Here is a 23,261-nt window from a genome sequence, read left to right as displayed (position 1 = left end):
ACGGCCGACGAATCCACTCGAGGACAGCCGAAGCGCCAGTCAGTCCTGGGGTCAGACCGCCGAGCGGAGCCACAGCAATCATCACTGTCAGTCCTTCCAGTCGTCGTCCTTCGCGGATCCGCGGCGGTGCCCGCCGAACAGGCCGGGGCTGCTGCGGACCGCCTGGAAGGCGTTGACGCCGACGATCCCGGCCCAGGCGACGAGCAGTCCCGGCAGATGCGCGACGCCGCCGCCGATCGCGGACAGCGGGATCGCCAGGACCAGCGAGACGATGCCGAAGCCGAAGCGCTCACCCCAGGAGTCCGTGGCCTGCGGCGACCGGGAGCCTCGGGCCGCCACCATCTGCCGCTCGGCGAACTGCCTGCGCAGCCGGCGTTCCACGGCGTCGTCGATACGCTGGTCGACCTTCTCCAGGAACGAGTCGACGAGCGCCGACTCGTAGTCCTCGCCCAGTTCCCTGCGGGCTTGCAGGGTGGCGTTGAGTTCCTTCTTCAGCTCGGTGTCCCGAGCTTCGATTCCGGTCATGCCGTCCAGGCTAGGCAGCGGCCACGGCGGCCGCACTGGGGATATCCCCCGTGTTCGGGCGGGGGTCGCCGCCCTCCCGGCTGCTTCGCCGGCCCGTGTTGCTTCGCGTACGCGTCCGCCACCACGTCCTGAGGGTCCTTCTTGTTCGATCACCCGGTTGACCATCCGCAGGGTGGTGGTCTTGCCGTGACCTGCGACCGTGAGTTGCCCCTTGCCCGGCTGTATAACCTCATGCAGAGTTCTCGGTGTCTGAATAGGTAACGGATGGCCGGTAGGCAAGATCGAGTGCCCGGGTCGAAGGGAGTTTGGGGTCTTATGGCGTCTCAGATTGTGGACGTACCAGCTTCCACGGCTTCCGGGGACTCGGATCCCGTCGTCCTCGACGGGCGGGGTCTGGGGGTCGCGGACGTCGTCCGGCTCGCCGACGCCACCGCGCTGCCGGCCCTCGGCGCCGACGCGGTGCTGCGGATGGCCGACTCCTGGGACGCCGCCCGCCGCATCGCCGCGACCGGACGCGTCTACGGCCGTTCCACCGGCGTGGGCGCCAACCGTAACGAGGACGTGCCCACCGAGGCCGCCGCCGAGCACGGTCTGCGACTGCTGCGCAGCCACGCCGGTGCCATCGGTGGGGAACTCCCCGCCCGGCAGGTCAGGGCCATGCTCGCCGTCCGCGCCAACCAACTGCTGGCCGGCGGCGCCGGACTGCGGCCCGGCGTCGTGACGGCCCTGTGCGAGGCGCTGGAGAGCGGGGCGTATCCGGTCGTCAACGAGTTCGGCTCGGTCGGCACCGGCGATCTCGCCGCCCTGGCCCAGCTGGGGCTCGCGCTGGTGGGGGAGCACCCGTGGCGCGGCGCCACCGCGCCCGAGCCCCAGTCCCTCGACAACAACGACGCCCTCGCGCTGATCAGCAGCAACGCCCTCACCCTCGGCCAGTCCGCGCTCGCCCTGCACGAACTGCGCGGCCTCGTCGCCGCCACCCAGGTCGTCGGCGCCCTGTCCCTGCTCGCCGTCGACGGCTCGCACGAGGCGTATGCCGCCCCCGTGCACGCCGCCCGCCCGCATCGCGGCAGCGTCGAAGTCGCCCGCCGTATGCGTGAGTTGATCGGCGCCGCCGACCGCCCCACACCGCCCCTCGGCCGCATCCAGGACCCGTACGGCTTCCGCTGCCTGCCCCAGATCCACGGTCCCGCGCACGACGCCGCCGACGCCCTGGAGGAGGTGCTGGCGATCGAGATCAACGCCGCCGCCGAGAACCCGCTCATCTCCCCCCAGGACCTGGCCGCCTACCACCACGGCGGCTTCTACCAGGCCCAACTGGCGCTCGCCCTGGACCACTTCAGGCTCTCCGTCACACAGGTGGCGCGCCTGTCGACCTCCCGGCTCTCCACCCTGAACGAGCCCGCCTACACCCGGCTGCGGCCCTTCCTCGCCGACCTGGAACCCGCCTCGTCCGGCGTGATGATCCTGGAGTACGCCGCCGGGGCCGCCCTCGGTGACCTGCGGGCCTTCTCGGCGCCCGCGTCGCTCGGCCACGCTGTACTCTCCCGGGGCGTCGAGGAACAGGCCAGTTTCGCCTCCCTCGCCGCCCGGCAGACGCTGCGTGCCTGCGGCGCGTACCGTCTCGTCGTCGGCTGCGAACTCGTCGCCGCCGTACGGGCGCTGCGCCAGCGCGACCTCCGGCCCGACCCGGGACTCCCGGTGGGCCGGGCGCTGGAGCTCGCCGAGTCGGTGCTCGACGCGGAACAGGCCGACCGGCCGCTCACGGACGACGTGAGTGCGGCGGCCCGGCTGCTGGACCGGTTCACGGACATCTGGAGGGGGAGCGGGGCATGAGCGCGGACAGGGACACGGGTACGGGAGTGAGTGTGGCGGACAGCGCCGCCGCACGGCTCCAGGCCCTCTTCGAGGGGCACCGGCTGACACCGACCCAGCGGCGCATCGCGCACAGCATGGTCCGGCGGGCGGCCGACGTGCCGTTCCTGTCCAGCGTGGAGCTGGCCGAACTGGCCGGGGTCAGCCAGCCGTCGGTGACCCGCTTCGCGGTCGCCCTCGGCTTCGACGGCTACCCCGCCCTGCGCCGGCACCTGCGGGAGGTGGCGCCCGCCGAACAGAGCCCGGACCCGGCGTCGTACAACGAGTACCAGCAGGCCGTCGAGGCCGAGATCGAGAACCTGCGGCACCTCGCGGAACTCCTCGCCGACCCGCGGCCGCTCCAGCGGGCGGGACGGCTGCTGGCCGCCTCCCGGCCGCTGCCGGTGCTCGGACTGCGGGCGGCGGCCTCCCAGGCGTACGGCTTCGCGTACTTCGCCGCCAAGGTCCATCCGGACGTACGGCTGCTCAACGAGGGCGGCACGATGATCCACGACCGGATCGACGCGGCCGTCCGCGCCGGCGCCTCCACCCTGCTCTGTTTCGCGCTGCCCCGGCACCCCCGCGAGGTCGTCGACACGCTGGCCTACGCCCGGCAGGCGGGCCTGACCGTGGTGACCGTCGCGGACTCCGCGTTCGCGCCCGTCGCCAAGGTGTCCGACCTGCTGCTGCCCGCCGCCGTCGGCACCGGCCTCGCCTTCGACACCGCCTGCGCCCCGATGCTGCTGGGCCGGGTGCTCCTGGAGGCGATGTGCGACGACCTGCCGGACGCGCAGGCCCGGCTGGAGGAGTTCGACGCGCACGCGGCGGCCCGGGGGCTGTTCGTGGAGTGACGGGCCCGCGGGGCCGGTCGTGCGCCGTGTCCCGAACTCGCCGGTCCGTTCTCAGACTCGTCTCACCTTCGCTCGCTATTCTACGCGGCCGGAAAGCCGTAAAGGGCGGTGCCCAAGGCGAGGAGGCGCAACGTGGCAGGGGCAGGACGCGGAGGTCAGGGGCTGGCCCGGGTGGCCGTGGTCGTACGGGCCGGGGCCGCACCCCTGTGGTGGGCCGGAGTGTTCGCGGGAGGCGTCGGCGTACTGGTGCCGGGCGTCACGGGCCGCAGGATCGGGGTGATGGCGGGCGCCGCGCTGTTCATCGTCGCCGCGGCCGTCGTGGCGTACCGCGGGCGACGGCGGTACACCGACCTCGCCCGGGGCGCCGCCCGCGCGGGCCGGCACGACGTGCTGCAGGACCGCGCGGTGACCGTGCGCAACTGGCGCCGGGGACACCGCTGGTGGCTGCTGCTTGCCTTCGTCGCCGCGCTGGGCAGCGCGTTCGCCGTTCCCGCCGCGGGCGGCATGCTGCTCGCCGGCTGCGGTGCCGGGCTGCGGCTCAAGGCCGCCTGGCTGGGGCGGCGCGAGCGGGACGGGGAGGCCCTGCTGTGGGTGCGCGTCGACTGGCTCGACGCGCGCGGCGGACGCCCGGCCGGCAAGCCGGTCAGGGCGTACCGCGGCACGGGCATCGCCGCGGGCGACGCGGCCCCGGGTGGGGCCCGCCGTCGCACCGCGGCGCTGGTGTGAGCTCCGGGCCCCGGGTCAGACCTCCAGGTCCCCCTCGATCTTCTTCAGCTGGTGGCGGGCCATCGCGAGGTTGGCCCGCTTGGCGTCGAGCACCAGGTAGATGAAGAGGCCGTTGCCGCCCCGGCCGCTGATCAGCCGGATCAGGTGGTACTGGTCGGACAGGGTGATCAGGATGTCCTCGATCTCGGCCTTCAGACCGAGGTGCTCCATGGTGCGCATCTTGGCGCGCACCACGTCGGTGTTGCCTGCCGCGGCGACGTTGAGGTCGAAGCCCTTGCTGCCGCCGATGGTGCCCAGCGCCATACCGCTGGTGTAGTCGACGAGCGCGGCGCCGGTGGCGCCCTCGATGGTGGCGAGCGCTTCCTTGAGGGTGGTCTCGGTGTTGGCCATGGTGATCTGGTCCTCTCAACTATCCGTGGTGGTACGCGCGTTGGCGGACGTGCCGCGAGGTGGGCGCGCGGTTCTGGTGCGTGTGGTGCTGGTCTGGGCGTCCGGCTTGTCGCTCGGCACGGTGGGCTGACCGGTGGACGGATCGACGGGGCGATCGGTGGGTGGATCGGAGGCCGCGTCGGTGGCCGTGCCGACGGCCGGGGCGGGTGCCCGGCCGACGGGCGGGCCGGTCGCCGGGCCTACGGCTGGTGCGGGAGCCGGGTCGGCGGCAGGGGCGGGAGCCGGGTCGGCCGCCGGGCGGGCGGCAGGTTCGAGATTCGGTCCGGTGACCGGGTCGAGGTTCGGGGTGCGCTTCGGGTCGGTTGCGTTGCCGGTGATCCGGGCGGTGACTCGGGCAGTCACTCGGGCAGTCACCCGCCCCGCGGCCGGTGGGGCCGGCGGACCGGCGGTCGGTGGGGCCGGCGGTGCGGCTGACGGGCCGGTGGTCGGTGTGCCGGTGGAGGGGGCGGCCGGTGTCCGGGTCGGGCCGGCGGCCGACCGGGCGGTCCGCCTGCCGCTCGGCGCCGCCACCGGGCCGGCGGGCGGCGCGGTGACCGGCTCGGTGGACGGGCCGGTGCCCTGACCGGTCCCGGCGGACGGTGCGGTGACCGGACCGGTTGCGGTGGACGGGCGGGAGGGCAGACCGGTGGCCGGGCCGGTTCCGGTTGCCGGGCCGGTTCCGGTGCCCGCGCGGGGTCCGGTGGACGGTTCGGTCGCCGGGCTCGTCGTGGGGGCCGGTTCGGCCGTGGCCGGGCTCGCGGTGGGTTTCGGGGGGCGTCGCCCGGTGGTCTTGGCGGTGGTCCTCGGGGTGGCGCGGGCCGTCGTGCGCGACGGGGCGCGCGTGGCGGGCTTCGCCGTGGGCTTCGGGGTCCGCGCGGGTACCCGGGGCGCGGGCGCGGCGGGCGCGACGACGAGCTCCCCGATCCGCGCACCGGCCCGGCGCCCCTCCAGATGGAGGCGACCGACGTTGACGCGGTCCTGGGCGAGCAGCGTCAGTACGGCGAACGGGCCCGCCGAGTACGTCGCCACGCAGCCGTACATCCCGCGCACCAGCAGCTCGCGGAAGTCACCGTGCCCGGTGGCGTCCGTCAGCTGGACGGCGACCCCGCGGGCGGTCGCGGCCAGCGCCGCCACCCCCTCGGGTTCCACGCCGGGGGTGTCCTGGGCGAGCACCAGCCCGTCGACGCCGGAGGCCAGGGAACCGGTCAGCTGCGGCACGCGGGCGCGCAGCCGGCGCAGCTCGTCCAGGATCTCCGCCTCCGCCGCCGTCACCTCCGCTGCCATCGGGTCACTCCTCTCGGCACGCGGTCGCTGCCTTTCAAAGGGCCTCCAGCGCATCCCTGAGCCTCTTCAGCAGCGTGATGTCGGGGTCACCCGGTTCACCGGGGGTGCCGAGCACGGTCGGGGGTGGCACGGCGGGAGCCTGCGGCCGGGGCGCCACCACGCCGGCCGCCACCAGCCGGCGTACGTCCACCAGCGTGTGGAACGCCGGCCGGCCCAGCTCCCGCGCGATGTCCGACGCCGTGCGCACGCCGTCCACCAGGGCCAGCACCGCCTGTCGGCGGGGGGTGAGCGCCGGGGCGGCCACCGCCTCGGCCCGCACCAGCGGGGTGGCGTCGGTCGTGGAGTCCGGCCAGATGCGGTGCAGCAGGTCGCGGCGGCGCAGCGTCTCGCGTTCCAGTGCGGCCACCGGCACCGGCCGTACGGCGCCCGGGGTCTGCGTGGTGCCGTAGCGGAAACGGCCGGGGGTGCTGCTGGGCGCGAGGGCGAAGTACGCCGCGTCGTACAGGGCGACGAGGTGGCACAGCTCCAGCGCGCCCGGGGCGGGCCGGCCGCCGCCGACCGGGACGCGCCCGGAGCGGTGCCGTCCCGCCGCCTCCCGCCGCGGGCCGGTGATGGTGGCGCCCGGCGGCAGGTCCGCGGCCGGGACCGTGGTGGGGGCGGCGGTGGCGCCGACCGGGCCACGGGTGGTGAGGAGCACGTCGAGGGCGGGAGCGGCGGGGCTCTCCGCGTGCACCACCTGGCCCTCGGCGAGATGCAGCGTGCCGCGCTCGCGGACGAGGATGCCGGTGGCCCGCTCGGCGGCGAGCCGGGTCAGCATCGGTGAGACGCCGCCCCAGCCGCGGTCCTGGGCCGCGGCCTTGTCCCGTACGGGCAGGCGGGGCGGCGGAGTGGTTCTGACGACGGTCATCCGAGCACCAGCCGTCCCGCCATCTCGCCCAGCCGGATACGGGCCAGCGCGAGGTTGCCGTCCGCGCGGGCCAGCCACAGGTGCAGGAACACGCTGCTGTCGAAGGACGTCGGCACGAACCGCAGCACGTGGTAGCTGTCCCGGTTGCTGAGGATCAGGTCCTCCACCGGTGGGCCGGCCTCGCCCTCGGCCAGGTCCTGCTCGGCCTCGCCGGCGGGTGCGAAGGCGTGCTGCTCGGCGGCGAGGCGGGCGAGTTCGGCCGCCTCCGCGGCCGCCGCCTCGTGATCACCACCCGGCGACTCCCCGACGGTGCCCAGGGCCAGCCCGCTGGTCCAGTCGACCAGCGCGGCGCCCCGGGCACCGGGCAGTCGCATCGCTTCCAGCAGACACTCGTCGATTCCGGGCACCGTGGCTCCCTCCCGCCTGGTGATTCGGCTGAGTGACGCCGAAACTACGCAACGTGTGCGTGGGGGAGTGAGTGTTCTGGCATTTTCCGGCGGAACATGCTGCGGATGGCTAAGGTGGGTCAACTGGCCTCAAACACGGCCCAGTTGACCAGCATGTTTGCAAGGGGTCGGTCAACCGCGCCCGGACGCCCGGAGGGTGGTGAGCGCGGCGGCGTGCGCCCCTCCGGATTCGGCCACGATCTCCCGTACGGTCTGCTGCTCGCGCACGGTCGCGAAGGCCACGCCCCCGGCCCCGTCGGCGACGAAGCCGTAGATGCCGGGCCGGGCAAGGGAGTTGTAGGCGTAGTGGTGGGCGAAATAGTACGCGCCCGTGTCCAGCGCCGCCGCGTGGTCGCCCTGTTCGAGGAGGGGCAGTTCGCGTCCCGAGGCGAGCAGGTCCCCCGCGAAGCAGGCCGGCCCCGCGATGTCCTGCACCACTCCGGGCCCGCTCTTGGGCCGGCCCTTCGCGTCGTACGCGGCGATGCGCAGCGGCCACGCCTCGGGCACGTAGACCGTCCGCGCCGCGACCTGCACTCCCGCGTGCGTGACCGCCACCGGCCGGCCGCCGGCGTGCTTGGCGTACTCCACCCGTGCCACCACCGTCCCGTGCTTCGCCAGCAGGGACCGCCCGAACTCGGTGACGAGTCCGTACCGCCCGTCGAACAGTCCCGGCACCGCCTCCCGCAGCAGGCGCGCGTACTGCCCGTACGTCGGTGCCGTCGCGTCCGAGCCGAAGTTCACCGGGAGTCCGCCGCCGATGTCGATCGTGTCGATCTGCGGCCGGCCGACACGGCGGTTGATCTCCTCGGCGAGCGCGTAGGTCTCCGCCGCGCCCCGCGCCATCAGCGACAGCGGGATGCCCTGCGACCCGGTGTGCGCGTGCAGCCGGGTCAGCCACGGGCGGTCCAGGTAGGCCCGTACGACCCATTCGCGCGCGCCCTCGTCGCGCAGGGCCACCCCGAACTTCGAGATGGCCGTGGCCGTGGACAGGGCCTCGATGGAACCCCCGCCGAGCTGCGGGTTCACCCGTATGCCGAGCGGGGAGCGGCTGGTGGCGGAGCGCATCAGCGCGTCGATGCGGTCCAGTTCCTGCGGGTTGTCCGCGTTGACTGCGATCCCGAGGGCCAGCGCCTCGCGCAGCTCCGCCGGGGTCTTGGCGGGCGAGTCGAGGACCGTGCGGGAGGGCGGCAGGCCCGCCGAGCGCGCGAGGGCCAGCTCGCCGGGGCTCGCCACCTCCGCGCCGATCCCCTCCTCGTGCAGCAGCCGCAGCACCGGGACCAGCGGGGTCGCCTTCACGGCGAAGGCGTGCAGCATGGGTGTGCCGGGCGCCACCACCGCGTCGAAGGCGGCCGTCAGCTCGGCCGCCGACTCCCGGATGCCGGTGACGTCGAGCAGGCCGACGATCGGTGCGCCGGGCGCGAGCAGCCCCTGTTCCACCGCGGCCCGCACCGCCTGGTCGCGGCGGGCGGCCCGGTCGGCACCGGACCCCGCGTCCACGATCGCGTCCACGTCCCCGCGCGGCGCGGCTGCCGCCCGTCCGGCCACTGGGTCCCTGCTGTCGTCCACGGTGCTCCCCGTCGTGTCGTCGTGCGTGCCCATGCATCCAGCCAAACACCCGAGGGGTGCCGGTGCGGGGGCGCCTCCTGTATTGACTAGCCCTATTCAGAGGGTGAGTATGTGAATAACGGCAGCAACAATTCGCTTGGAGGCAGACCATGTCAGGACCCCGCCCCGTACGAGCGTCGCGCGGTACGGAACTGAGCGCCCTGGGATGGCAGCAGGAAGCCGCCCTGCGGATGCTGCAGAACAACCTCGACCCCGAGGTCGCCGAGCACCCCGACAAGCTCGTCGTCTACGGCGGCACCGGCAAGGCGGCCCGCGACTGGCGCTCCTTCGACGCCATGGTCCGCACCCTGCGCACGCTCAAGCAGGACGAGACGATGCTCGTCCAGTCGGGCCGCCCGGTCGGTGTCATGCAGACCCACGAGTGGGCGCCGCGCGTGCTCATCGCCAACTCCAACCTCGTCGGCGACTGGGCCAACTGGGAGGAGTTCCGCCGCCTGGAAGCCCTCGGCCTGACCATGTACGGCCAGATGACGGCCGGGTCCTGGATCTACATCGGCACCCAGGGCATCCTCCAGGGCACCTACGAGACCTTCTCCGCCGTCGCCGCGAAGAAGTTCAACGGCACCCTCGCCGGCACCATCACCCTGACCGCCGGCCTCGGCGGCATGGGCGGCGCCCAGCCGCTCGCCGTGACCATGAACGACGGCGTCGCGATCTGCGTCGACTGCGACCCGCGCGCCATCGAGCGCCGCATCGAGCACCGCTACCTCGACGTGCGGGCCGACTCCCTCGAGCACGCGCTCCAGCTCGCCACCGAGGCCCGCGACCAGCGCAGGCCGCTGTCGATCGGCCTGCTCGGCAACGCGGCGGAACTGCTGCCCCGCATGCTCGCCGAGGGCGCCCCCATCGACATCGTCACCGACCAGACCTCGGCGCACGACCCGCTGGCCTACCTGCCCGTGGGCGTCGACTTCGACGACATGGCGTCCGCGGCGGCCAAGGACCCGGCCGGCTTCACCACCCGCGCCCGTGAGTCCATGGCCCGGCACGTCGAGGCGATGGTCGGCTTCATGGACGCCGGCGCGGAGGTCTTCGACTACGGCAACTCCATCCGCGGCGAGGCCCAACTCGCCGGATACGACCGTGCGTTCGCCTTCCCCGGCTTCGTGCCCGCCTACATCCGCCCGCTGTTCGCCGAGGGCAAGGGCCCCTTCCGCTGGGCGGCCCTGTCCGGCGAGGCCTCCGACATCCACAAGACCGACAGGGCGATCCTCGACCTCTTCCCCGAGAACGAGTCGCTGGCCCGCTGGATCAAGCTGGCCGGCGAGCGCGTCCACTTCCAGGGGCTGCCCGCCCGGATCTGCTGGCTCGGCTACGGCGAGCGCGACAAGGCCGGCGAGCGCTTCAACGACATGGTCGCGAGCGGTGAACTCGTGGCACCGCTCGCCATCGGCCGCGACCACCTCGACGCGGGTTCGGTGGCCTCTCCCTACCGTGAGACCGAGGCCATGCTCGACGGCTCCGACGCGATCGCCGACTGGCCGCTGCTGAACGCCATGGTGAACATCTCCTCCGGCGCCTCCTGGGTCTCCATCCACCACGGCGGCGGGGTCGGCATGGGCCGTTCCCTCCACGCCGGGCAGGTCACGGTGGCCGACGGCACCCCGCTCGCGGGCGAGAAGATCCGCCGGGTCCTGACGAACGACCCCGGGATGGGGGTCATCCGGCACGTCGACGCCGGCTACGACATCGCGGAGAGGGTCGCCGACGAACGCGGTGTCCGCATCCCCATGCGCGAGGGTGACGACGCGTGACCTTCCACAGCATGTGGACGCAGTTGCTGCCGATCGGCCGGGACCGCGCCTCCGGCGGCTACCGCCGCTTCGCCTGGACCGGGGCCGACGCCGAGTGCCGGGCCTGGTTCAGGGAGCAGGCCGAGTCCCGCGGGCTCACCTACGAACTCGACCGCAACGGCAACCAGTGGGCCTGGCTCGGCGACCCCGCCGCGGGCGACGCCGTCGTCACCGGGTCGCACCTCGACTCGGTGCCCGACGGCGGCGCCTACGACGGACCCCTCGGGGTGGTGTCCTCCTTCGCCGCCCTCGACGAACTGCGCGCCCGCGACGCGCGGTTCACCCGGCCCGTCGCGCTCGTCAACTTCGGCGACGAGGAGGGCGCCCGGTTCGGCCTCGCCTGCGTCGGCTCCCGCCTCACCGCCGGGCACCTCACCGTCGAGCAGGCGCACCGGCTCACCGACGGCGACGGCGTCACGCTGCCGCGGGCCATGGAGGCCGCCGGGTACGACCCCGAGGCGATCGGCGCCGACCCGGAGAGGCTGGCCCGCATCGGCGCGTTCGTCGAACTGCACGTCGAGCAGGGGCGGGCGCTCGACCTGTCCGGCGACCCGGTCGGCCTGGCCGGCGCGATCTGGCCGCACGGGCGCTGGAGGTTCGACTTCCGGGGCGAGGCCAACCACGCCGGCACCACCCGGCTGGCCGACCGGCGCGACCCCATGCTGTCGTACGCCGAGACGGTGCTCGCCGCCCGGCGCGAGGCCGAACTCGCGGGCGCCGTCGCCACCTTCGGCAAGATCGCGGTCGAGCCGAACGGCGTCAACGCCATCCCCTCCCTGGTACGCGGCTGGCTCGACTCCCGGGCGGCCGACCAGGAGAGCCTGGACGCCGTGGTCGACGGCGTCGAGAAGGCGGCCCGCGAGTACGCCACCGCCCAGGGCGTCGACCTGGACGTGGTCCGGGAGTCCTTCACGCCCGTCGTCGAGTTCGACCACGCCCTGCGGGACGAACTGGCCCGCATCCTCGGCAAGGACACCGAACCCGCCCTGGCCGTGCCCGTGCTCGGGACCGGTGCCGGACACGACGCCGGAATCCTGTCCGGGAGCATTCCGACCGCCATGCTGTTCGTGCGCAACCCCACGGGCGTCTCGCACTCCCCGGCCGAGTTCGCGGCCGAGGACGACTGCGTGGCCGGGGTGACCGCACTCGCCGACGTTCTGGAAGGGCTGGCCTGCAGGTGACGCATCCCCGCACGCGTACGTACTGGCTGGAGCACGCCTGGCTCGACACCAACGTCGAGCCGGGGGTGGCGGTCACCGTGTCCACGAGCGGCTCCGGCGCGGGCGGCGACGGCCGCATCACCGCCGTCCGCACGGACACGCCGACCCCACCACCCGGCGCCGAGATCCTGCGCGGTCTCACCCTGCCCGGACTGGCCAACACCCACAGCCACGCCTTCCACCGCGCCCTGCGCGGCACCGTCCAGGTGGGCTCCGGCACCTTCTGGACCTGGCGCGAGCTCATGTACTCCTTCGCCGACCGGCTGACCCCGGAGACCTACCACGCGCTGGCCCGCGCGGTGTACGCGGAGATGGCGCTGGCCGGCGTCACGGCCGTCGGTGAGTTCCACTACGTGCACCACAACCCGGATGGCACGCCCTACGCCGACCCGAACGCGATGGGCGAGGCCCTCATCCAGGCCGCCGCCGACGCGGGCATCCGCATCACGCTCCTCGACACCGCCTATCTCTCCGCCGGTTTCGGGCAGCCGCCCAACGCCCACCAGCGCCGCTTCTCCGACGGGACGGCCGAGGCATGGGCGGAACGCTGTTCAGTTCTCAAGGACCGGGATCACGCGCGGATCGGGGCGGCCGTCCACTCCGTACGGGCCGTGCCCGCCGGCCAGCTGGCGACGGTGGCGCGATGGGCCGAGGAGCGGCGGGCCCCGCTCCACGTGCACCTGTCCGAGCAGACCGCGGAGAACGACGCCTGCCAGGAGGCCCACGGGTGCACGCCCACGCGCCTCCTCGCCGACCACGGTGTCCTCGGCCCGCGCACCACCGGCGTCCACAACACGCATCTCACCGACGAGGACATCAGGCTCATCGGCCGCTCCGGCACCGGCACCTGCATGTGCCCCACCACCGAACGCGACCTCGCCGACGGCATCGGACCCGCCGTCGCCCTGCAACGGCACGGCTCCCCGCTGTCCCTCGGCTCCGACAGCCACGCCGTCATCGACCTGCTCGAAGAGGCACGCGCGATGGAACTCGACGAACGGCTGCGCACCCGCACCCGCGGCCACTGGACGGCCGCCGCCCTGCTGCGGGCCGCCTCCGCCGACGGACACGCCGCCCTCGGCTGGCAGGACGCCGGCGGCATCGAGGAGGGCGCGCTCGCCGACCTCACGACGATCGCACTCGACTCCGTCAGGACAGCGGGCCCGGTGCCCCGGCTCGGCGCCGAGACGGCCGTATTCGCGGCGACGGCAGCGGACGTGCGGCACACGATCGTGGGCGGCCGGCACGTCGTACGGGACGGGGCACACGCGCTCGTGCCCGACGTGCCCGGGGCGCTGACGGCCGCCGTGGCCGCCCTGCGTGCCTGACGCGCACCGAACCCCGCTCCCAGCCCCACGAGGACGACGACATGAGCAGCACCGTCATCAGCAACATCGCCACGCTGGTCACCAACGACCCCTCCCTCGGTGACAACTCCCCCCTCGGACTGGTCCAGGACGCGGCCGTCGTCATCGACGGCGACCGTGTCGTGTGGACCGGTGAATCAAGCAAAGCACCCGCCACTGACAACCGGGTCGACGCCGGCGGCCGGGCGGTGCTCCCCGGCTTCGTCGACTCCCACTCCCACCTGGTGTTCGCGGGCGACCGCACCCAGGAGTTCAACGCCCGCATGTCCGGCCGCGGCTACACCGCGGGCGGCATCCGGACGACCGTCGCCGCCACCCGCGCCGCGACGGACCAGGAGCTGGAGGCGAACCTCACCCGTTACCTCGCCGAGGCGCTGCGGCAGGGCACGACGACCTTCGAGACCAAGTCGGGCTACGGCCTGACCGTCGAGGACGAGGCCCGCGCCCTGCGGATCGCCGCCCGTCACACCGACGAGGTGACCTACCTCGGCGCGCACATCGTCTCCCCGGACCTCGCCGACGACCCGGCCGCCTACGTCGCCCTCGTCACCGGCGAGATGCTCGACGCCTGCGCCCCGCACGCCCGCTGGATCGACGTGTTCTGCGAGAAGGGCGCCTTCGACGGCGACCAGGCCCGCGCGATCCTCACCGCGGGCCGGGCGAAGGGGCTGCACCCGCGCGTCCACGCCAACCAGCTGTCCTACGGCCCCGGCGTGCGGCTGGCGGTCGAACTCGACGCGGCCAGCGCCGACCACTGCACCCACCTCACGGACGCCGATGTCGACGCCCTCGCGAGCGGGCGTACGGTCGCCACGCTGCTGCCCGGCGCCGAGTTCTCCACCCGCGCGGCCTGGCCGGACGCCCGCCGTCTGCTCGAAGCGGGCGTCACCGTCGCGCTCTCCACGGACTGCAACCCGGGCTCGTCGTTCACCTCCTCCGTCCCGTTCTGCATCGCGCTCGCGGTGCGGGACATGGGGATGACACCCGACGAGGCGGTGTGGTCGGCGACGGCGGGCGGTGCGGCGGCCCTACGGCGCGACGACGTCGGCCGGATCGCTCCCGGCGCCCGCGCCGACCTCCTGCTCCTCGACGCGCCGAGCCACGTACACCTGGCCTACCGTCCGGGCGTGCCGCTGGTCAGCGAGGTGTGGCGCCGCGGCACCCGCGAGCACTGACGCCCGCCCCCGCCTTCAGCCCCCGTATGAGATACGCCAACGGGGCGACACCGGTGACGAGTTCATCGCCGGGAGCGTCGCTCTCACGGAGGTGCACGGCGGCGGGGGTGGCGGCGACCTCGACGCAGGTGTTGCCGTTCCCGCCGTCGGAGAAGCTGGACTTCTGCCAACGGAAGGTGTGGTCCATCAGGTGCCTCACAGCTCCTTCGCCAGGCGGTGGATGAAGTCGCGCGATGCCAGGGGGGCCAGCGCTGCTTGCTCCACCTTACGGAAGAGCGTTCGAAGCTGAGCCAGCTGAGGTCCTGCGTCGATAAAGGCTGTACCGGTGGGTGCGTCGCGCAGGCCGGTGTCCAGCCGTGGGACCGGACCGCCGGTGTACATCATCGATGCCCCAGCACCCGCAAAACCGTCCTGGTCGGTGGGGATGACGCGCACGGTGGCGTGCCCTCGCTCGATTTCGTCGAGAATGCGCAGGAGTTGGGCGCGAGAAGCGCCGCGGTCGGCAACGCGGATGCGTAGGGCGAACTCGTGTATGACGGTCTCGTACGGGGTGGGACGAGCCCGCTCGATGACAGCCCGTCGCCTCAAACGGTGTTCCACGCGAGGGATGAGCTCCACCTCGGGAAGCCCGGGCATCATGTAGGCGTACACGGCGCGGGCATAGTCGGCGGTCTGCAGAAGCCCGGGAACGTGAGTGATCACGACTTCGCGGAGGAACGTCGCGTGGTGCTCGACCTCGGCGGTGTCCAGGAACACCGACGGCAGGACACCCCGGTAGTCCTCCCACCATCCTCGCGTCCGGTCGGTGGCCATGACTGCCAGTGCTTCAACCAGTGCCTCGTCCGTGCAGGCGTAGTGGGCTGCCAGGCGGCGTACGCGTTCCGCGCTGACGCCGGCGACGCCGGACTCGATCTGACTGATCTGGACGGCGTCGGCACCGAGCAACGCCGCAGCTTCTCGGGCCTTCATGCCCGTCTCCTCGCGGAGTTTCCGCAGCTCGGCGCCTAGTCGCACTCGGCGGGCCGTGAGATGCCTCTTCGGAGGCAAGGCGTACCTCCTCGTCTCAACTGCCCTGTCGGCGTACCTCGTTCGAGGGTCAGGATAGAGCAACGGCTTGCGGCTTCCTAATGTTAGGAAATACCGTCAGTGACGCACCGCACACGCTGCGGAAGCGCACCGCTCCGTCCTGCCATGACGGCTGAGGCATGCCACCGCCCGTGCCCACCTCACCCCACACCCCGCCAGGAGCTGACGCATGTCCGAACGTGATCCCTGGGAGTACTCCCTCTACATCCCCAACGATCCCCGCGCCGTCACCGTGTGCCGCCGCACCCTGCGTCTGATCCTGACCCTGCACGGTCTGATCCGCCTCGCGGACACCGCCGAACTCATCGCCTCGGAACTGGTCTCCAACGCCGTACGCCATACGAAGGGTCCCGCCGCGCTGCGCGTGCGCCGGTCATCCGGGGTGCTGCGGATCGGTGCGTGGGACACCGACCCCGAACCACCCGAACCAGGTGAGCGGTGGGAGGACCTGGCGGACGCGGAGGGCGGCCGTGGCATCGCCCTGACCCGGGCCTGCGCGGACGTCTGGGGCTGGCAGCCGCTGTCCAGGTTCGGCAACCGGGGCAAATACGTGTGGTGCGACCTGACCGCCGCGTAGCTCGTTGACGACTCGCAGCGGACGGCACCGCACGCGCAGCTCGGCGCGACCGACATGGACGAGCTGGGCACCTGGCTGGACCGCTCCTACCAGGTCACCGACGCGCTGGAACTCTTCGGCGACGGGTCCTGACCTCGTGGCGTCGGCCCGTGAGTCCCCTCAGACCGCCCCCGCCCGCCATCTCTGTTCCGGGCCTCCGGTCAGCCGGTTCAGTGAGAGGGTGTCGCCGGCGGTCGGGGTGAGGGCCGTGGCGATGGCCACGGCCGGGCGGACGACGCCGTCGTCGTCCACCGTGAAGCGCAGGTTGTCGCCGTTGTCGCCGTCGACCGAGTCGCACTCCCAGATGCCGACGCCGTCGTCCACGGAACCGCGGCTGTCCAGGCAGAAGTCGGTGTCGGCGGACGACTGGAGGACACCGCGCGCCGCGTCGACACGCCACCGCTGGGAGCGGGAGGCGGAGCAGGGAGCCGTGACGACGTCCGTGCCCTTCTCCAGGTCGCCGTCGCGGATGTCCAGGCAGCGGCCCGAGTCGACGTTCACCACCTGCGCGAACGTGCCGCCCGGCGGGGGAGTAGGGGAGGGCGTCGTGGGCTTCGGGGACGGCGACGTCGACGGGGCCCGCTTCGAAGGGGACACGCTGGGCGACGGCGACGGTGAGGGGGACTGGCTGGTCGCCGACGGCGACGGGGTCACCGGCACGGTCGCCGTCACCGTGACCGGCGGCGGACCCGCCGGCACGGTCGTACCGGCCACCGCCCGCCCGCCGGGCGTTCCGCCGCCCTTGACGACGAGCAGGACGATCAGTGGGGCGAGGGCCACGCCGAGCACGGCCGAGGCGAGCATGAAGCGGCGGGACGGCGGCCGGGTCCCCGGTCCGGTGGGGCTGTCGAGCCGCCGCGGCGCTTGCGTCTTTGAGGCGACGTACGCCGTGCCGGCCCACGGCAGCAGGCCCTCGGCCAGGGCCGGGCGCGGGTTGTCCCGCAGCGCCGACAGCTCCTCGTAGGCCGCCGCGCAGTGCGGGCAGTGCGTCATGTGGGCGTGCAGGTCGGCGCTGTCCCGCGGGTTGTCCGGGCGCACCGACTCCTCGATCAGCCGGCGGAAGTCACCGCAGCGCGGGTCGTCGGAGGCGGCGAGCCGGTGCCGCAGACACGCCTGGGCCATCGCCTGCGACGCCTGCTGCGTGCCGTACACCACGTCCTCGCGGGTGAGGCCGAGATAGCCGGCGGTGCGGTCCTCCGGCTCACGCTCCACGATCCCGTACCAGACGAGACCCTGGCCGCGGGCCGGCAGCGACTGGAACGCGGCCAGCATGGGCGGCACCGGGCCCCCGGGCCCCGCCGTGTTCAGCACCAGGAGCAGACCGGCGTCGAGTCCCGCGGACCGCCCGTCGGTGGCCCAGGAGGCGGCCACCCGCCCGGCCAGCAGCAGGAGCTGGTGCCGCCAGGGGACGCCCGGATCGATGCCGCGCGCGGTCTCCCGGGCCGCCAGCGTGAACGCCTGGGCCGCCAGCTGACGCGCCGTGGACTCGCTCGTGGTGCACAGGCGGGCGTGGGCGAGGACGGCGGCCCGGTGTCGCGCCCGCAGCTCCTGCAGAGCCGCGTACGCGGACGCGGTGTCGGCGCGCAGCAACTCCGTGAGCCGCGCGTCGGACGCGCCGGCGTGACCGCCCGCGTACCCACCGCCTCCGGCCTCGACGTCGTTGTCGCCCCCGTCGGCCCGACCCATGCACCTGCCTCCTCGCCCGGTGACGCGGTTAGGCCCGGTCCTGACGGACCGGCCAGTTTGGAGGGTGCCATAGTGAGGGAAGGCGGCTCCCGGGAAAAGAGGTTCCCGGGGGTAACCGGTGAACGGCCTGATCACGGCGGTGAGCGCGGTGTGCCCGTCGCCCCGAGGGGTACCGGACACACCGCGCTCACCGTGTTCATCGCGTCCGTGGCGTTCGTCGCGTTCATCGCGCTCGTCACCAGGCCGCGCCCCGCGTCCCGCGCGCCGGGTCTACTCGTCCAGCGTCAGACCCTTGCGCAGCCGCACCAGGGTCCGCGACAGCAGCCGGGACACGTGCATCTGCGAGATGCCGAGTTCGTCGCCGATCTCCGACTGGGTCAGGTTGGCGACGAAGCGCAGCGACAGGATCTGCCGTTCCCGGAACGGGAGCCCGGCGATCAGCGGCTTGAGCGACTCGACGTACTCGATGCCCTCGATGCCGTGGTCCTCGTAACCGATGCGGTCCGCGAGGGTGCCCTCCGCGTCGTTCTCCTCCTGCTGGGCGTCCAGCGAGGAGGCGGTGTACGCGTTCGAGGCGGCCATGCCCTCGACGACCTGGTCGTTCGAGATGCCGAGGCGCTCCGCCAGCTCCGCCACGGTGGGCGCGCGGTCCAGCCGCTGGGCCAGGTCGTCACCGGCCTTGGCCAGCTCGATCCGCAGTTCCTGCAACCGGCGCGGTACGCGCACGGACCAGGACGTGTCCCGGAAGAAACGCTTGATCTCCCCGACGATGGTTGGCATCGCGAAGGTGGGGAACTCCACGCCCCGGCTGAGCTCGAAGCGGTCGATCGCCTTGATCAGGCCGATCGTGCCGACCTGGACGATGTCCTCCATCGGCTCACTGCGGGAGCGGAAACGGGAGGCGGCGAACTTGACCAGGGCGAGGTTCAGCTCGACGAGCGTGTTGCGGACGTACGAGTACTCGCGCGTGCCTTCCTCCAGGGAGGAGAGCCGCTCGAAGAGGGTCTTCGACAAAGCCCGCGCGTCGACCGCCCCGACCTCGTCGAAGGGCGGGATCTCCGGGAGTCCGGCGAGTGCGTCGTCGCGCTCGATGGGATTCAGATGTTCCGGGGGGGATGTCGACGTCGCCTCGTGGGTACGCGATGCGTCGAGCCGGGGTGACATGATGTCCTCCATCGTTCTCGGCATATGGCTGCCGAAGCCAGTGTGTGCACAGCGGTGTGCGGCGCCTCCAAAGCCGGCCGTGTCGAGTACGTGTCCCTACTAGCCCTACCTGCTTTCCCAAGCACATCGCAAGTGTCTTTTGTGCGTAAATGTCCGTTTGCGGGTAGATGTTCGGGTGTTGAAGGGCGCTGGGAAGGCGTAGTGTTCGAGGTCGTCAGTCAGCAGCCACGACGTCGGGAGAGAGAGACGGCATGGACCGCGGGACGGTCGGCAGCGCACAGTCTGGCCGGCTTCTGGTTGAAGTGCGGGAAGAGGGCTCCAGCGCCGTCGTGACTCCGGCAGGTGAGTTGGATCACCACACCGCCGATCTGTTGCGGGAGCCGCTTGAGAGCTGCCTCGCCAAGGGATTCAGTCGACTGGTGGTCGACTGCTCACGCCTGGAGTTCTGCGACTCCACGGGGCTGAACGTGCTGCTCGGCGCGCGGCTCAAGGCGGAGGCGGCCGGAGGTGGGGTGCATCTCGCGGGCATGCTGCCCGTGGTCGCACGTGTGTTCGAAATCACGGGGGCGGATGCCGTCTTCACCGTCCACGACGGTGTCGAGGCGGCCCTTGCCGACGAGCCGGGCCATGCCGGCGGAGGCGGCGGGGAGGGCTGAGCCGATCGTGGTGGACGAGTCGGCCGACCGAGTCCCGGTGGCCCCCTGTGACCGGCGTTTTTCAGGCGTCACGCGGTTTCGTGCCGAATCCGGGGTGTTCTGCCCGTTGGGTCGGGCAGGAGACTTCCGTACCCGATGCCGTACCGACCGTGTGGTGACCTGTGAATCGTGAACTGGTGAATCGGTGAGGTGAAGCGCTGATGAGCACCACCCGGCCTTACCCGCCGGGCGACCGCGGCCCGGAGCCCAGCAGTGCTTCCGAGGTGTCCGAGGGAGGCGCAGCCGTGCCTTCGGGGGGTCGTCAGGTCCGCAGACTCAGTTTCGACGGGCAGAGCGGTGTCGTGCCACTGGCCCGCGACTTCACCCGCCAGGCGTTGTACGCCTGGGGCTGGATGCCCGCGGCCAGCGCCGACCAGCGGGCCGCCGCCGAGGACGTCCTGCTCGTCGTGTCCGAGCTGGTCACCAACGCCTGCCTGCACGCCGACGGCCCGGACGAGCTGCTGATCTCCTGCGACAACAAGGTGATCCGGCTGGAGGTCTCCGACCGGGGCGCCGGTCAGCCGGCCCCCCGCACCCCGCACCGCGCCGGCCGCCCCGGCGGCCACGGCATGTTCATCGTCCAGCGGCTGTGCCTGGACTGGGGTGTCGTGCGGCCCGCCGGTGCCGCGGGCAAGACGGTCTGGGCGGAACTGGGCGCACCCGCCTAGCGGTTCCGCACGCTTGCGCCGGCCCGCACGCTCACGCCCGCACGCGTCCTCGCACCCGTACCCGTCCTCCCGCCTGCCGGCGTTCTGACGCTCGCACGCTTGCCCTGCCCGCCCGGGTCCCGAGTCCCACCCGTGCATTCCCCTGCGTCACATCCTGCGCGCCGGATCGCCACAGATCCGGCGCGTGCTGTGTCTTCCTTCCTCAAGGCCCCCGGCGTACCTTGACGGCCGATCTGATGTGCCGTCAGGAAATGCCTTCAGGAAGGAGGGGACCGTGTCGAACCGGACGTTCCACAGGCGAACCGCCACGCTCGCGTCCGCCGCGGCCCTGGCCGGCTCGGCGGTGCTGATGACCGCCCCCGCAGCCCACGCCGAGGTCGTCGACGTCAACTACCAGTGCAAGACGCCGATCGGTGACAAGAGCGCCCTCTCGCCGATCGACATCAAGGGCGTCAGGAGCGGCAGCGGCTACAAGCTCACCATGTCCTGGCAGAAGGGCGTCTCCTCCAGCCCGGTCGAACTCGGCAAGGGGGCGATGAACCCGAGCGCCACCATCACGGTGGGCGGTGCCGACAGCGGCACGGTCGCGGTGACCGGTCCCGCCAACCAGGCCGCGATCCCGGCCAACACCCCCATCAAGATCAATGACTTGACGGGTACGTACACCCCGAAGAAGTCCGGCAAGGTCACCTTCACGGCGGGCGTGCTCACCATCAAGGCGCTGGGCACGACGACCACGTGCACACCGACGAACAGCCCCAAGGCCTCGCTCACGCTCGACGTGACGGCGGCGGGCGGTGGCGGTGGCGGTGGCGGAGGGTCCACGCAGACCCCGCAGAGCGGCGGCGACTCCGGCGCCGAACTCCCGCAGACCGGCCCCGACGACTCGGCGCTCGCCCTCGGCACCCTCGGCGGCACCGTGCTGCTGGCGGGCGCGGCGGGCACGCTGTGGCTGACGCGGAGGAACCAGGCGGCCCGGGTCCGCCGCTGACAGGACGTCCTACGACGCCGGAGCCGCCCATGCCCTCCCCCATCCGTGCCCTGCCCCCGCCCGCGACCACCCCGCCGGTCCGGTCCGCGCGGTCCGTGCTGCCGCTGCTGTGCCTGGCGGGCCTGACGGCCGTCCTGGTGCTGCCGGCCGCCGGCCCGGCCGCCGCGGCCGCGCAGGGCTGGACCGCCGCGCCCGCCGGCGCCGGGCGGCCCGCCTTCTACGCCGAGGGCGCCGCGGGGACGGTCGTGGAGGACACGCTGTCCGTGGTCAACCGGGGCGGGAGACCCGTCACCGTGCGGCTCGCCGCCACCGGACTCCGGGTCACCTTCGCCGACCGCGGCCTGCGCGTCCCCGCCCGCACCCGCGCCGACGTCCCGTTCACCGTGCGGGTCCCGGCGGGCGCCGCCCCCGGTGACCGCTCCGGCGCCGTCGTCGTCCGCGACGCCGGCGGCCGCTCCCGGTCCGTGCCGGTCCGGCTGCGCGTCGGCGGCCCCGCGCTGTCCGCGCTGACCGTCGAACACCTCGCCGTGCACGGCGACCGGATCACCTACGACCTGGTCAACCGCGGTACGACCGTCCTCGTGCCGCGGCTCGCCGTGCACGCCCAGGGGGTGTTCGGCACGCTCCTCGACCGCGCCCCGCGCACCCTGCCCCTCGACCTGCCCCCGGGCCGCCGGCTCAGGCTCAGCGAGCCCTGGCCCGACCGGCCCGCCCTGGACGCCGTCCGGATACGGCTGACGGTGACGGCCGCGGGCGGGGCCCGGGACGCGGCCGGCACCTCGGCGAGGTTCGTGCCCCGGGGCGCGGTGGCGGCGGCCGGGGGAGCGGTGGCGGCGCTCGCCGCCCTCATCGTCGTACGACAGCGCGCACGGCGTACGCCCGACGGCGGCGCGGTGTCCGAGGACCCCCGTTCCGAAACCGAGCCGGCGGAGGTGGTGACGTGAAGCGCACAGTGCGCGGCAGGGTCCGCGGCAGGGCACGGGCGGCGGTCCTCGTGGCGGTGATCGGCCTCTTGCTCGCGCCCCTGGCGGGTGTCGCGGCAGCGGACGGACCGAGTGTGCGGCTCTCCGCGGCACAGGCGGGCACCGGCGGCTCGGTCACCGTCACCGGCGCCGGGTGGCGGCCGCACGCCCTGCTGATGCTGCTGGTGTGCGGACAGGCCGTGCCCTCGCGCGGGGTGATCGGCGGCACCAACTCCTGCGCCAACGCGGACGGTCGGGCCGTCACCACCGACGCCCGCGGCCGGTTCGGCCGGAAACTGCCGGTCACCGAGCCGCCGGTGCCCTGCCCGTGCGTGGTCCACGTGGCGACGGTGACCGGCGCCGCGGCCGACGCGGACGCCGTCCTCCAGGTGGCCGGGCACGCCGTCGAGCCGCTGCCCGCGGCCTCCGGCGGCGGCCGCCTGTCCGTCCTCACCGACACCCGCCTCGACGGGTCCAGCGGCCTGCTCACCTGGTTCGGCGGGCCGCCCGCCCGCACCCTCGACCTCACCGTCGGCAACGTCGGCACCGCCGCCGTCAAGAACCCCGTGTTCCAGATCGGCACCTCGCACGGCGTGTTCGCCCCGCAGTGGGAGGAACGCCAGTGGCACGGCACGATCCCGCCCGGCGGGAAGGCCCGCGTCAAGCTGCCGATCGAACTGTCCGCCGGGGCGCACGGCGACTACACCGTCTCGCTGAGGTACGCCGGCAAGGTCCTCGCCGAACAGCCCTGGGGCGTGGGCCGGCCCTGGGGCGTCACCCTGTTCTGGGCCCTGCTCTGCCTGGTCGTGCCGGCCGCGCTGTTCCGCGTCGGGATGGCCGTGGTGGACCGGGTACGGCCGCGCCGCCCGGGCGGGGTCCGCCACCGCGGCCCGCGTCTGTCCCGGCTCACCGTCCGGATGCCGGGATCGCGCAGCCCCGCGCCCGAACCGGCCTCCCCCGCGGTCCTGCCGTGGTTCACCCCCGACTCCGACCCGGGCACACCGGGCCGGCTCTCCGCACCGCACGACGACAACTCGGCGAGTCCTGCGACCTCGGCGAGCCCTGACACCCCAGCAAGTCCTGCGACTCCCACGAGTCCCACGACTCAGACCAGGAAGGGTTCCACGTGAGCAAGCCAAGGAGAGCCGCGCAGGCCGGTCCGCGTCGCGGCCGCAGAGCGGGCGCCGTCTGCG

At 73.3% G+C, this 23,261-nt stretch carries 22 protein-coding genes and 1 pseudogene; 13 read left to right on the top strand and 10 right to left on the bottom strand.

The genetic code is table 11. The features are described 5' to 3' along the window. Nucleotides 1-87 precede the first annotated feature (87 nt). On the bottom strand, nucleotides 88-525 hold the full coding sequence (locus tag ABZT03_RS25155; protein WP_356042828.1) for a hypothetical protein: 438 nt from the start codon (nucleotides 523-525) through the stop codon (nucleotides 88-90). A 315-nt stretch (nucleotides 526-840) separates the two neighbouring features. Here ABZT03_RS25155 and ABZT03_RS25150 point away from each other — a divergent pair, with 315 nt between their 5' ends. From ABZT03_RS25150 to ABZT03_RS25140, 3 genes are all read left to right on the top strand, one after another. Further along, nucleotides 841-2,358 carry an aromatic amino acid ammonia-lyase gene (locus tag ABZT03_RS25150; protein ID WP_356042826.1) on the top strand — a complete coding sequence of 506 codons (1,518 nt, stop codon included), beginning with the start codon at nucleotides 841-843 and terminating at the stop codon, nucleotides 2,356-2,358. Next, nucleotides 2,355-3,227 carry a MurR/RpiR family transcriptional regulator gene (locus ABZT03_RS25145; protein ID WP_356042825.1) on the top strand — a complete coding sequence of 291 codons (873 nt, stop codon included), beginning with the start codon at nucleotides 2,355-2,357 and terminating at the stop codon, nucleotides 3,225-3,227. The genes ABZT03_RS25150 and ABZT03_RS25145 overlap by 4 nt, the downstream gene beginning before the upstream one ends. Before the next feature lie 171 nt (nucleotides 3,228-3,398). After that, a complete protein-coding gene (locus ABZT03_RS25140) occupies nucleotides 3,399-3,953 on the top strand; it encodes a hypothetical protein (protein WP_356042837.1) in 555 nt (184 codons plus the stop codon). Between the two features lie 15 nt (nucleotides 3,954-3,968). Here ABZT03_RS25140 and ABZT03_RS25135 read toward each other — a convergent pair whose 3' ends face one another. The 5 genes and pseudogenes from ABZT03_RS25135 to ABZT03_RS25115 all read right to left on the bottom strand — a co-directional run bounded on the left by ABZT03_RS25135 (nucleotide 3,969) and on the right by ABZT03_RS25115 (nucleotide 8,618). Next, on the bottom strand, nucleotides 3,969-4,343 hold the full coding sequence (locus ABZT03_RS25135; protein WP_356042823.1) for a hypothetical protein: 375 nt from the start codon (nucleotides 4,341-4,343) through the stop codon (nucleotides 3,969-3,971). 948 nt (nucleotides 4,344-5,291) lie between these two features. Then, a pseudogene (locus ABZT03_RS25130) lies at nucleotides 5,292-5,666 on the bottom strand (roadblock/LC7 domain-containing protein); the annotation flags it as partial. A gap of 34 nt (nucleotides 5,667-5,700) precedes the next feature. Further along, nucleotides 5,701-6,573, bottom strand: a complete 873-nt coding sequence (locus tag ABZT03_RS25125; RefSeq protein WP_356042821.1) for a transcriptional regulator — start codon at nucleotides 6,571-6,573, stop codon at nucleotides 5,701-5,703. After that, entirely contained in the window at nucleotides 6,570-6,980 is a 411-nt protein-coding gene (locus tag ABZT03_RS25120) for a hypothetical protein (protein WP_356042819.1), read from the bottom strand. The genes ABZT03_RS25125 and ABZT03_RS25120 overlap by 4 nt, the downstream gene beginning before the upstream one ends. Before the next feature lie 171 nt (nucleotides 6,981-7,151). Continuing rightward, complete coding sequence (locus ABZT03_RS25115; protein WP_356042817.1) at nucleotides 7,152-8,618, bottom strand: diaminopimelate decarboxylase; 1,467 nt, start codon at nucleotides 8,616-8,618, stop codon at nucleotides 7,152-7,154. 116 nt (nucleotides 8,619-8,734) lie between these two features. Here ABZT03_RS25115 and hutU point away from each other — a divergent pair, with 116 nt between their 5' ends. Genes hutU through hutI form a run of 4 tightly spaced genes read left to right on the top strand, consistent with a single transcriptional unit; the run spans nucleotide 8,735 to nucleotide 14,200 of the window. After that, nucleotides 8,735-10,399 carry a urocanate hydratase gene (gene hutU, locus ABZT03_RS25110; RefSeq protein ID WP_356042815.1) on the top strand — a complete coding sequence of 555 codons (1,665 nt, stop codon included), beginning with the start codon at nucleotides 8,735-8,737 and terminating at the stop codon, nucleotides 10,397-10,399. Then, nucleotides 10,396-11,619, top strand: coding sequence for an allantoate amidohydrolase (locus ABZT03_RS25105; protein ID WP_356042814.1), 1,224 nt, complete (start codon nucleotides 10,396-10,398; stop codon nucleotides 11,617-11,619). Before hutU ends, ABZT03_RS25105 begins: the two co-directional genes overlap by 4 nt. Beyond that, nucleotides 11,616-12,986, top strand: a complete 1,371-nt coding sequence (locus ABZT03_RS25100) for a formimidoylglutamate deiminase (RefSeq protein ID WP_356042812.1) — start codon at nucleotides 11,616-11,618, stop codon at nucleotides 12,984-12,986. The genes ABZT03_RS25105 and ABZT03_RS25100 overlap by 4 nt, the downstream gene beginning before the upstream one ends. A gap of 41 nt (nucleotides 12,987-13,027) precedes the next feature. Next, nucleotides 13,028-14,200: an imidazolonepropionase gene (gene hutI / locus ABZT03_RS25095; RefSeq protein ID WP_356042810.1), complete on the top strand. Its 1,173-nt coding sequence runs from the start codon at nucleotides 13,028-13,030 to the stop codon at nucleotides 14,198-14,200. On the opposite strand, the gene ABZT03_RS25090 is transcribed toward hutI, so the two are convergent. Continuing rightward, on the bottom strand, nucleotides 14,163-14,387 hold the full coding sequence (locus ABZT03_RS25090) for a DUF397 domain-containing protein (protein WP_356042808.1): 225 nt from the start codon (nucleotides 14,385-14,387) through the stop codon (nucleotides 14,163-14,165). The genes hutI and ABZT03_RS25090 overlap by 38 nt on opposite strands. Nucleotides 14,388-14,395: 8 nt before the next feature. After that, nucleotides 14,396-15,169 carry a helix-turn-helix transcriptional regulator gene (locus ABZT03_RS25085; protein ID WP_356042806.1) on the bottom strand — a complete coding sequence of 258 codons (774 nt, stop codon included), beginning with the start codon at nucleotides 15,167-15,169 and terminating at the stop codon, nucleotides 14,396-14,398. A 286-nt stretch (nucleotides 15,170-15,455) separates the two neighbouring features. On the opposite strand from ABZT03_RS25085, the gene ABZT03_RS25080 reads away from it, so the two are divergent. Next, complete coding sequence (locus tag ABZT03_RS25080; RefSeq protein WP_356042804.1) at nucleotides 15,456-15,863, top strand: ATP-binding protein; 408 nt, start codon at nucleotides 15,456-15,458, stop codon at nucleotides 15,861-15,863. Between the two features lie 159 nt (nucleotides 15,864-16,022). Here ABZT03_RS25080 and ABZT03_RS25075 read toward each other — a convergent pair whose 3' ends face one another. Continuing rightward, on the bottom strand, nucleotides 16,023-17,588 hold the full coding sequence (locus ABZT03_RS25075; RefSeq protein ID WP_356042803.1) for an RICIN domain-containing protein: 1,566 nt from the start codon (nucleotides 17,586-17,588) through the stop codon (nucleotides 16,023-16,025). 270 nt (nucleotides 17,589-17,858) lie between these two features. Continuing rightward, nucleotides 17,859-18,764 (bottom strand): RNA polymerase sigma factor SigF, encoded by a 906-nt coding sequence (locus ABZT03_RS25070; protein ID WP_356042801.1) that lies wholly within the window; start codon nucleotides 18,762-18,764, stop codon nucleotides 17,859-17,861. 239 nt (nucleotides 18,765-19,003) lie between these two features. Here ABZT03_RS25070 and ABZT03_RS25065 point away from each other — a divergent pair, with 239 nt between their 5' ends. From ABZT03_RS25065 to ABZT03_RS25045, 5 genes are all read left to right on the top strand, one after another. Next, nucleotides 19,004-19,408 (top strand): STAS domain-containing protein, encoded by a 405-nt coding sequence (locus ABZT03_RS25065; RefSeq protein ID WP_356042799.1) that lies wholly within the window; start codon nucleotides 19,004-19,006, stop codon nucleotides 19,406-19,408. Between the two features lie 200 nt (nucleotides 19,409-19,608). Beyond that, nucleotides 19,609-20,115, top strand: a complete 507-nt coding sequence (locus ABZT03_RS25060; RefSeq protein WP_356042797.1) for an ATP-binding protein — start codon at nucleotides 19,609-19,611, stop codon at nucleotides 20,113-20,115. Between the two features lie 274 nt (nucleotides 20,116-20,389). After that, nucleotides 20,390-21,106, top strand: coding sequence for an LPXTG cell wall anchor domain-containing protein (locus tag ABZT03_RS25055; RefSeq protein ID WP_356042795.1), 717 nt, complete (start codon nucleotides 20,390-20,392; stop codon nucleotides 21,104-21,106). A gap of 29 nt (nucleotides 21,107-21,135) precedes the next feature. Next, nucleotides 21,136-22,050, top strand: coding sequence for a hypothetical protein (locus tag ABZT03_RS25050; protein WP_356042793.1), 915 nt, complete (start codon nucleotides 21,136-21,138; stop codon nucleotides 22,048-22,050). After that, nucleotides 22,047-23,198 carry a hypothetical protein gene (locus ABZT03_RS25045; protein WP_356042791.1) on the top strand — a complete coding sequence of 384 codons (1,152 nt, stop codon included), beginning with the start codon at nucleotides 22,047-22,049 and terminating at the stop codon, nucleotides 23,196-23,198. Before ABZT03_RS25050 ends, ABZT03_RS25045 begins: the two co-directional genes overlap by 4 nt. Nucleotides 23,199-23,261: the final 63 nt, after the last annotated feature.

Source organism: Streptomyces sp. NPDC005574 (assembly GCF_040605435.1).
Classification (GTDB): domain Bacteria; phylum Actinomycetota; class Actinomycetes; order Streptomycetales; family Streptomycetaceae; genus Streptomyces.
The sequence above is the reverse complement of the archived record's forward strand: the minus strand, read 5'-3'. Positions and strand labels throughout refer to the sequence as shown.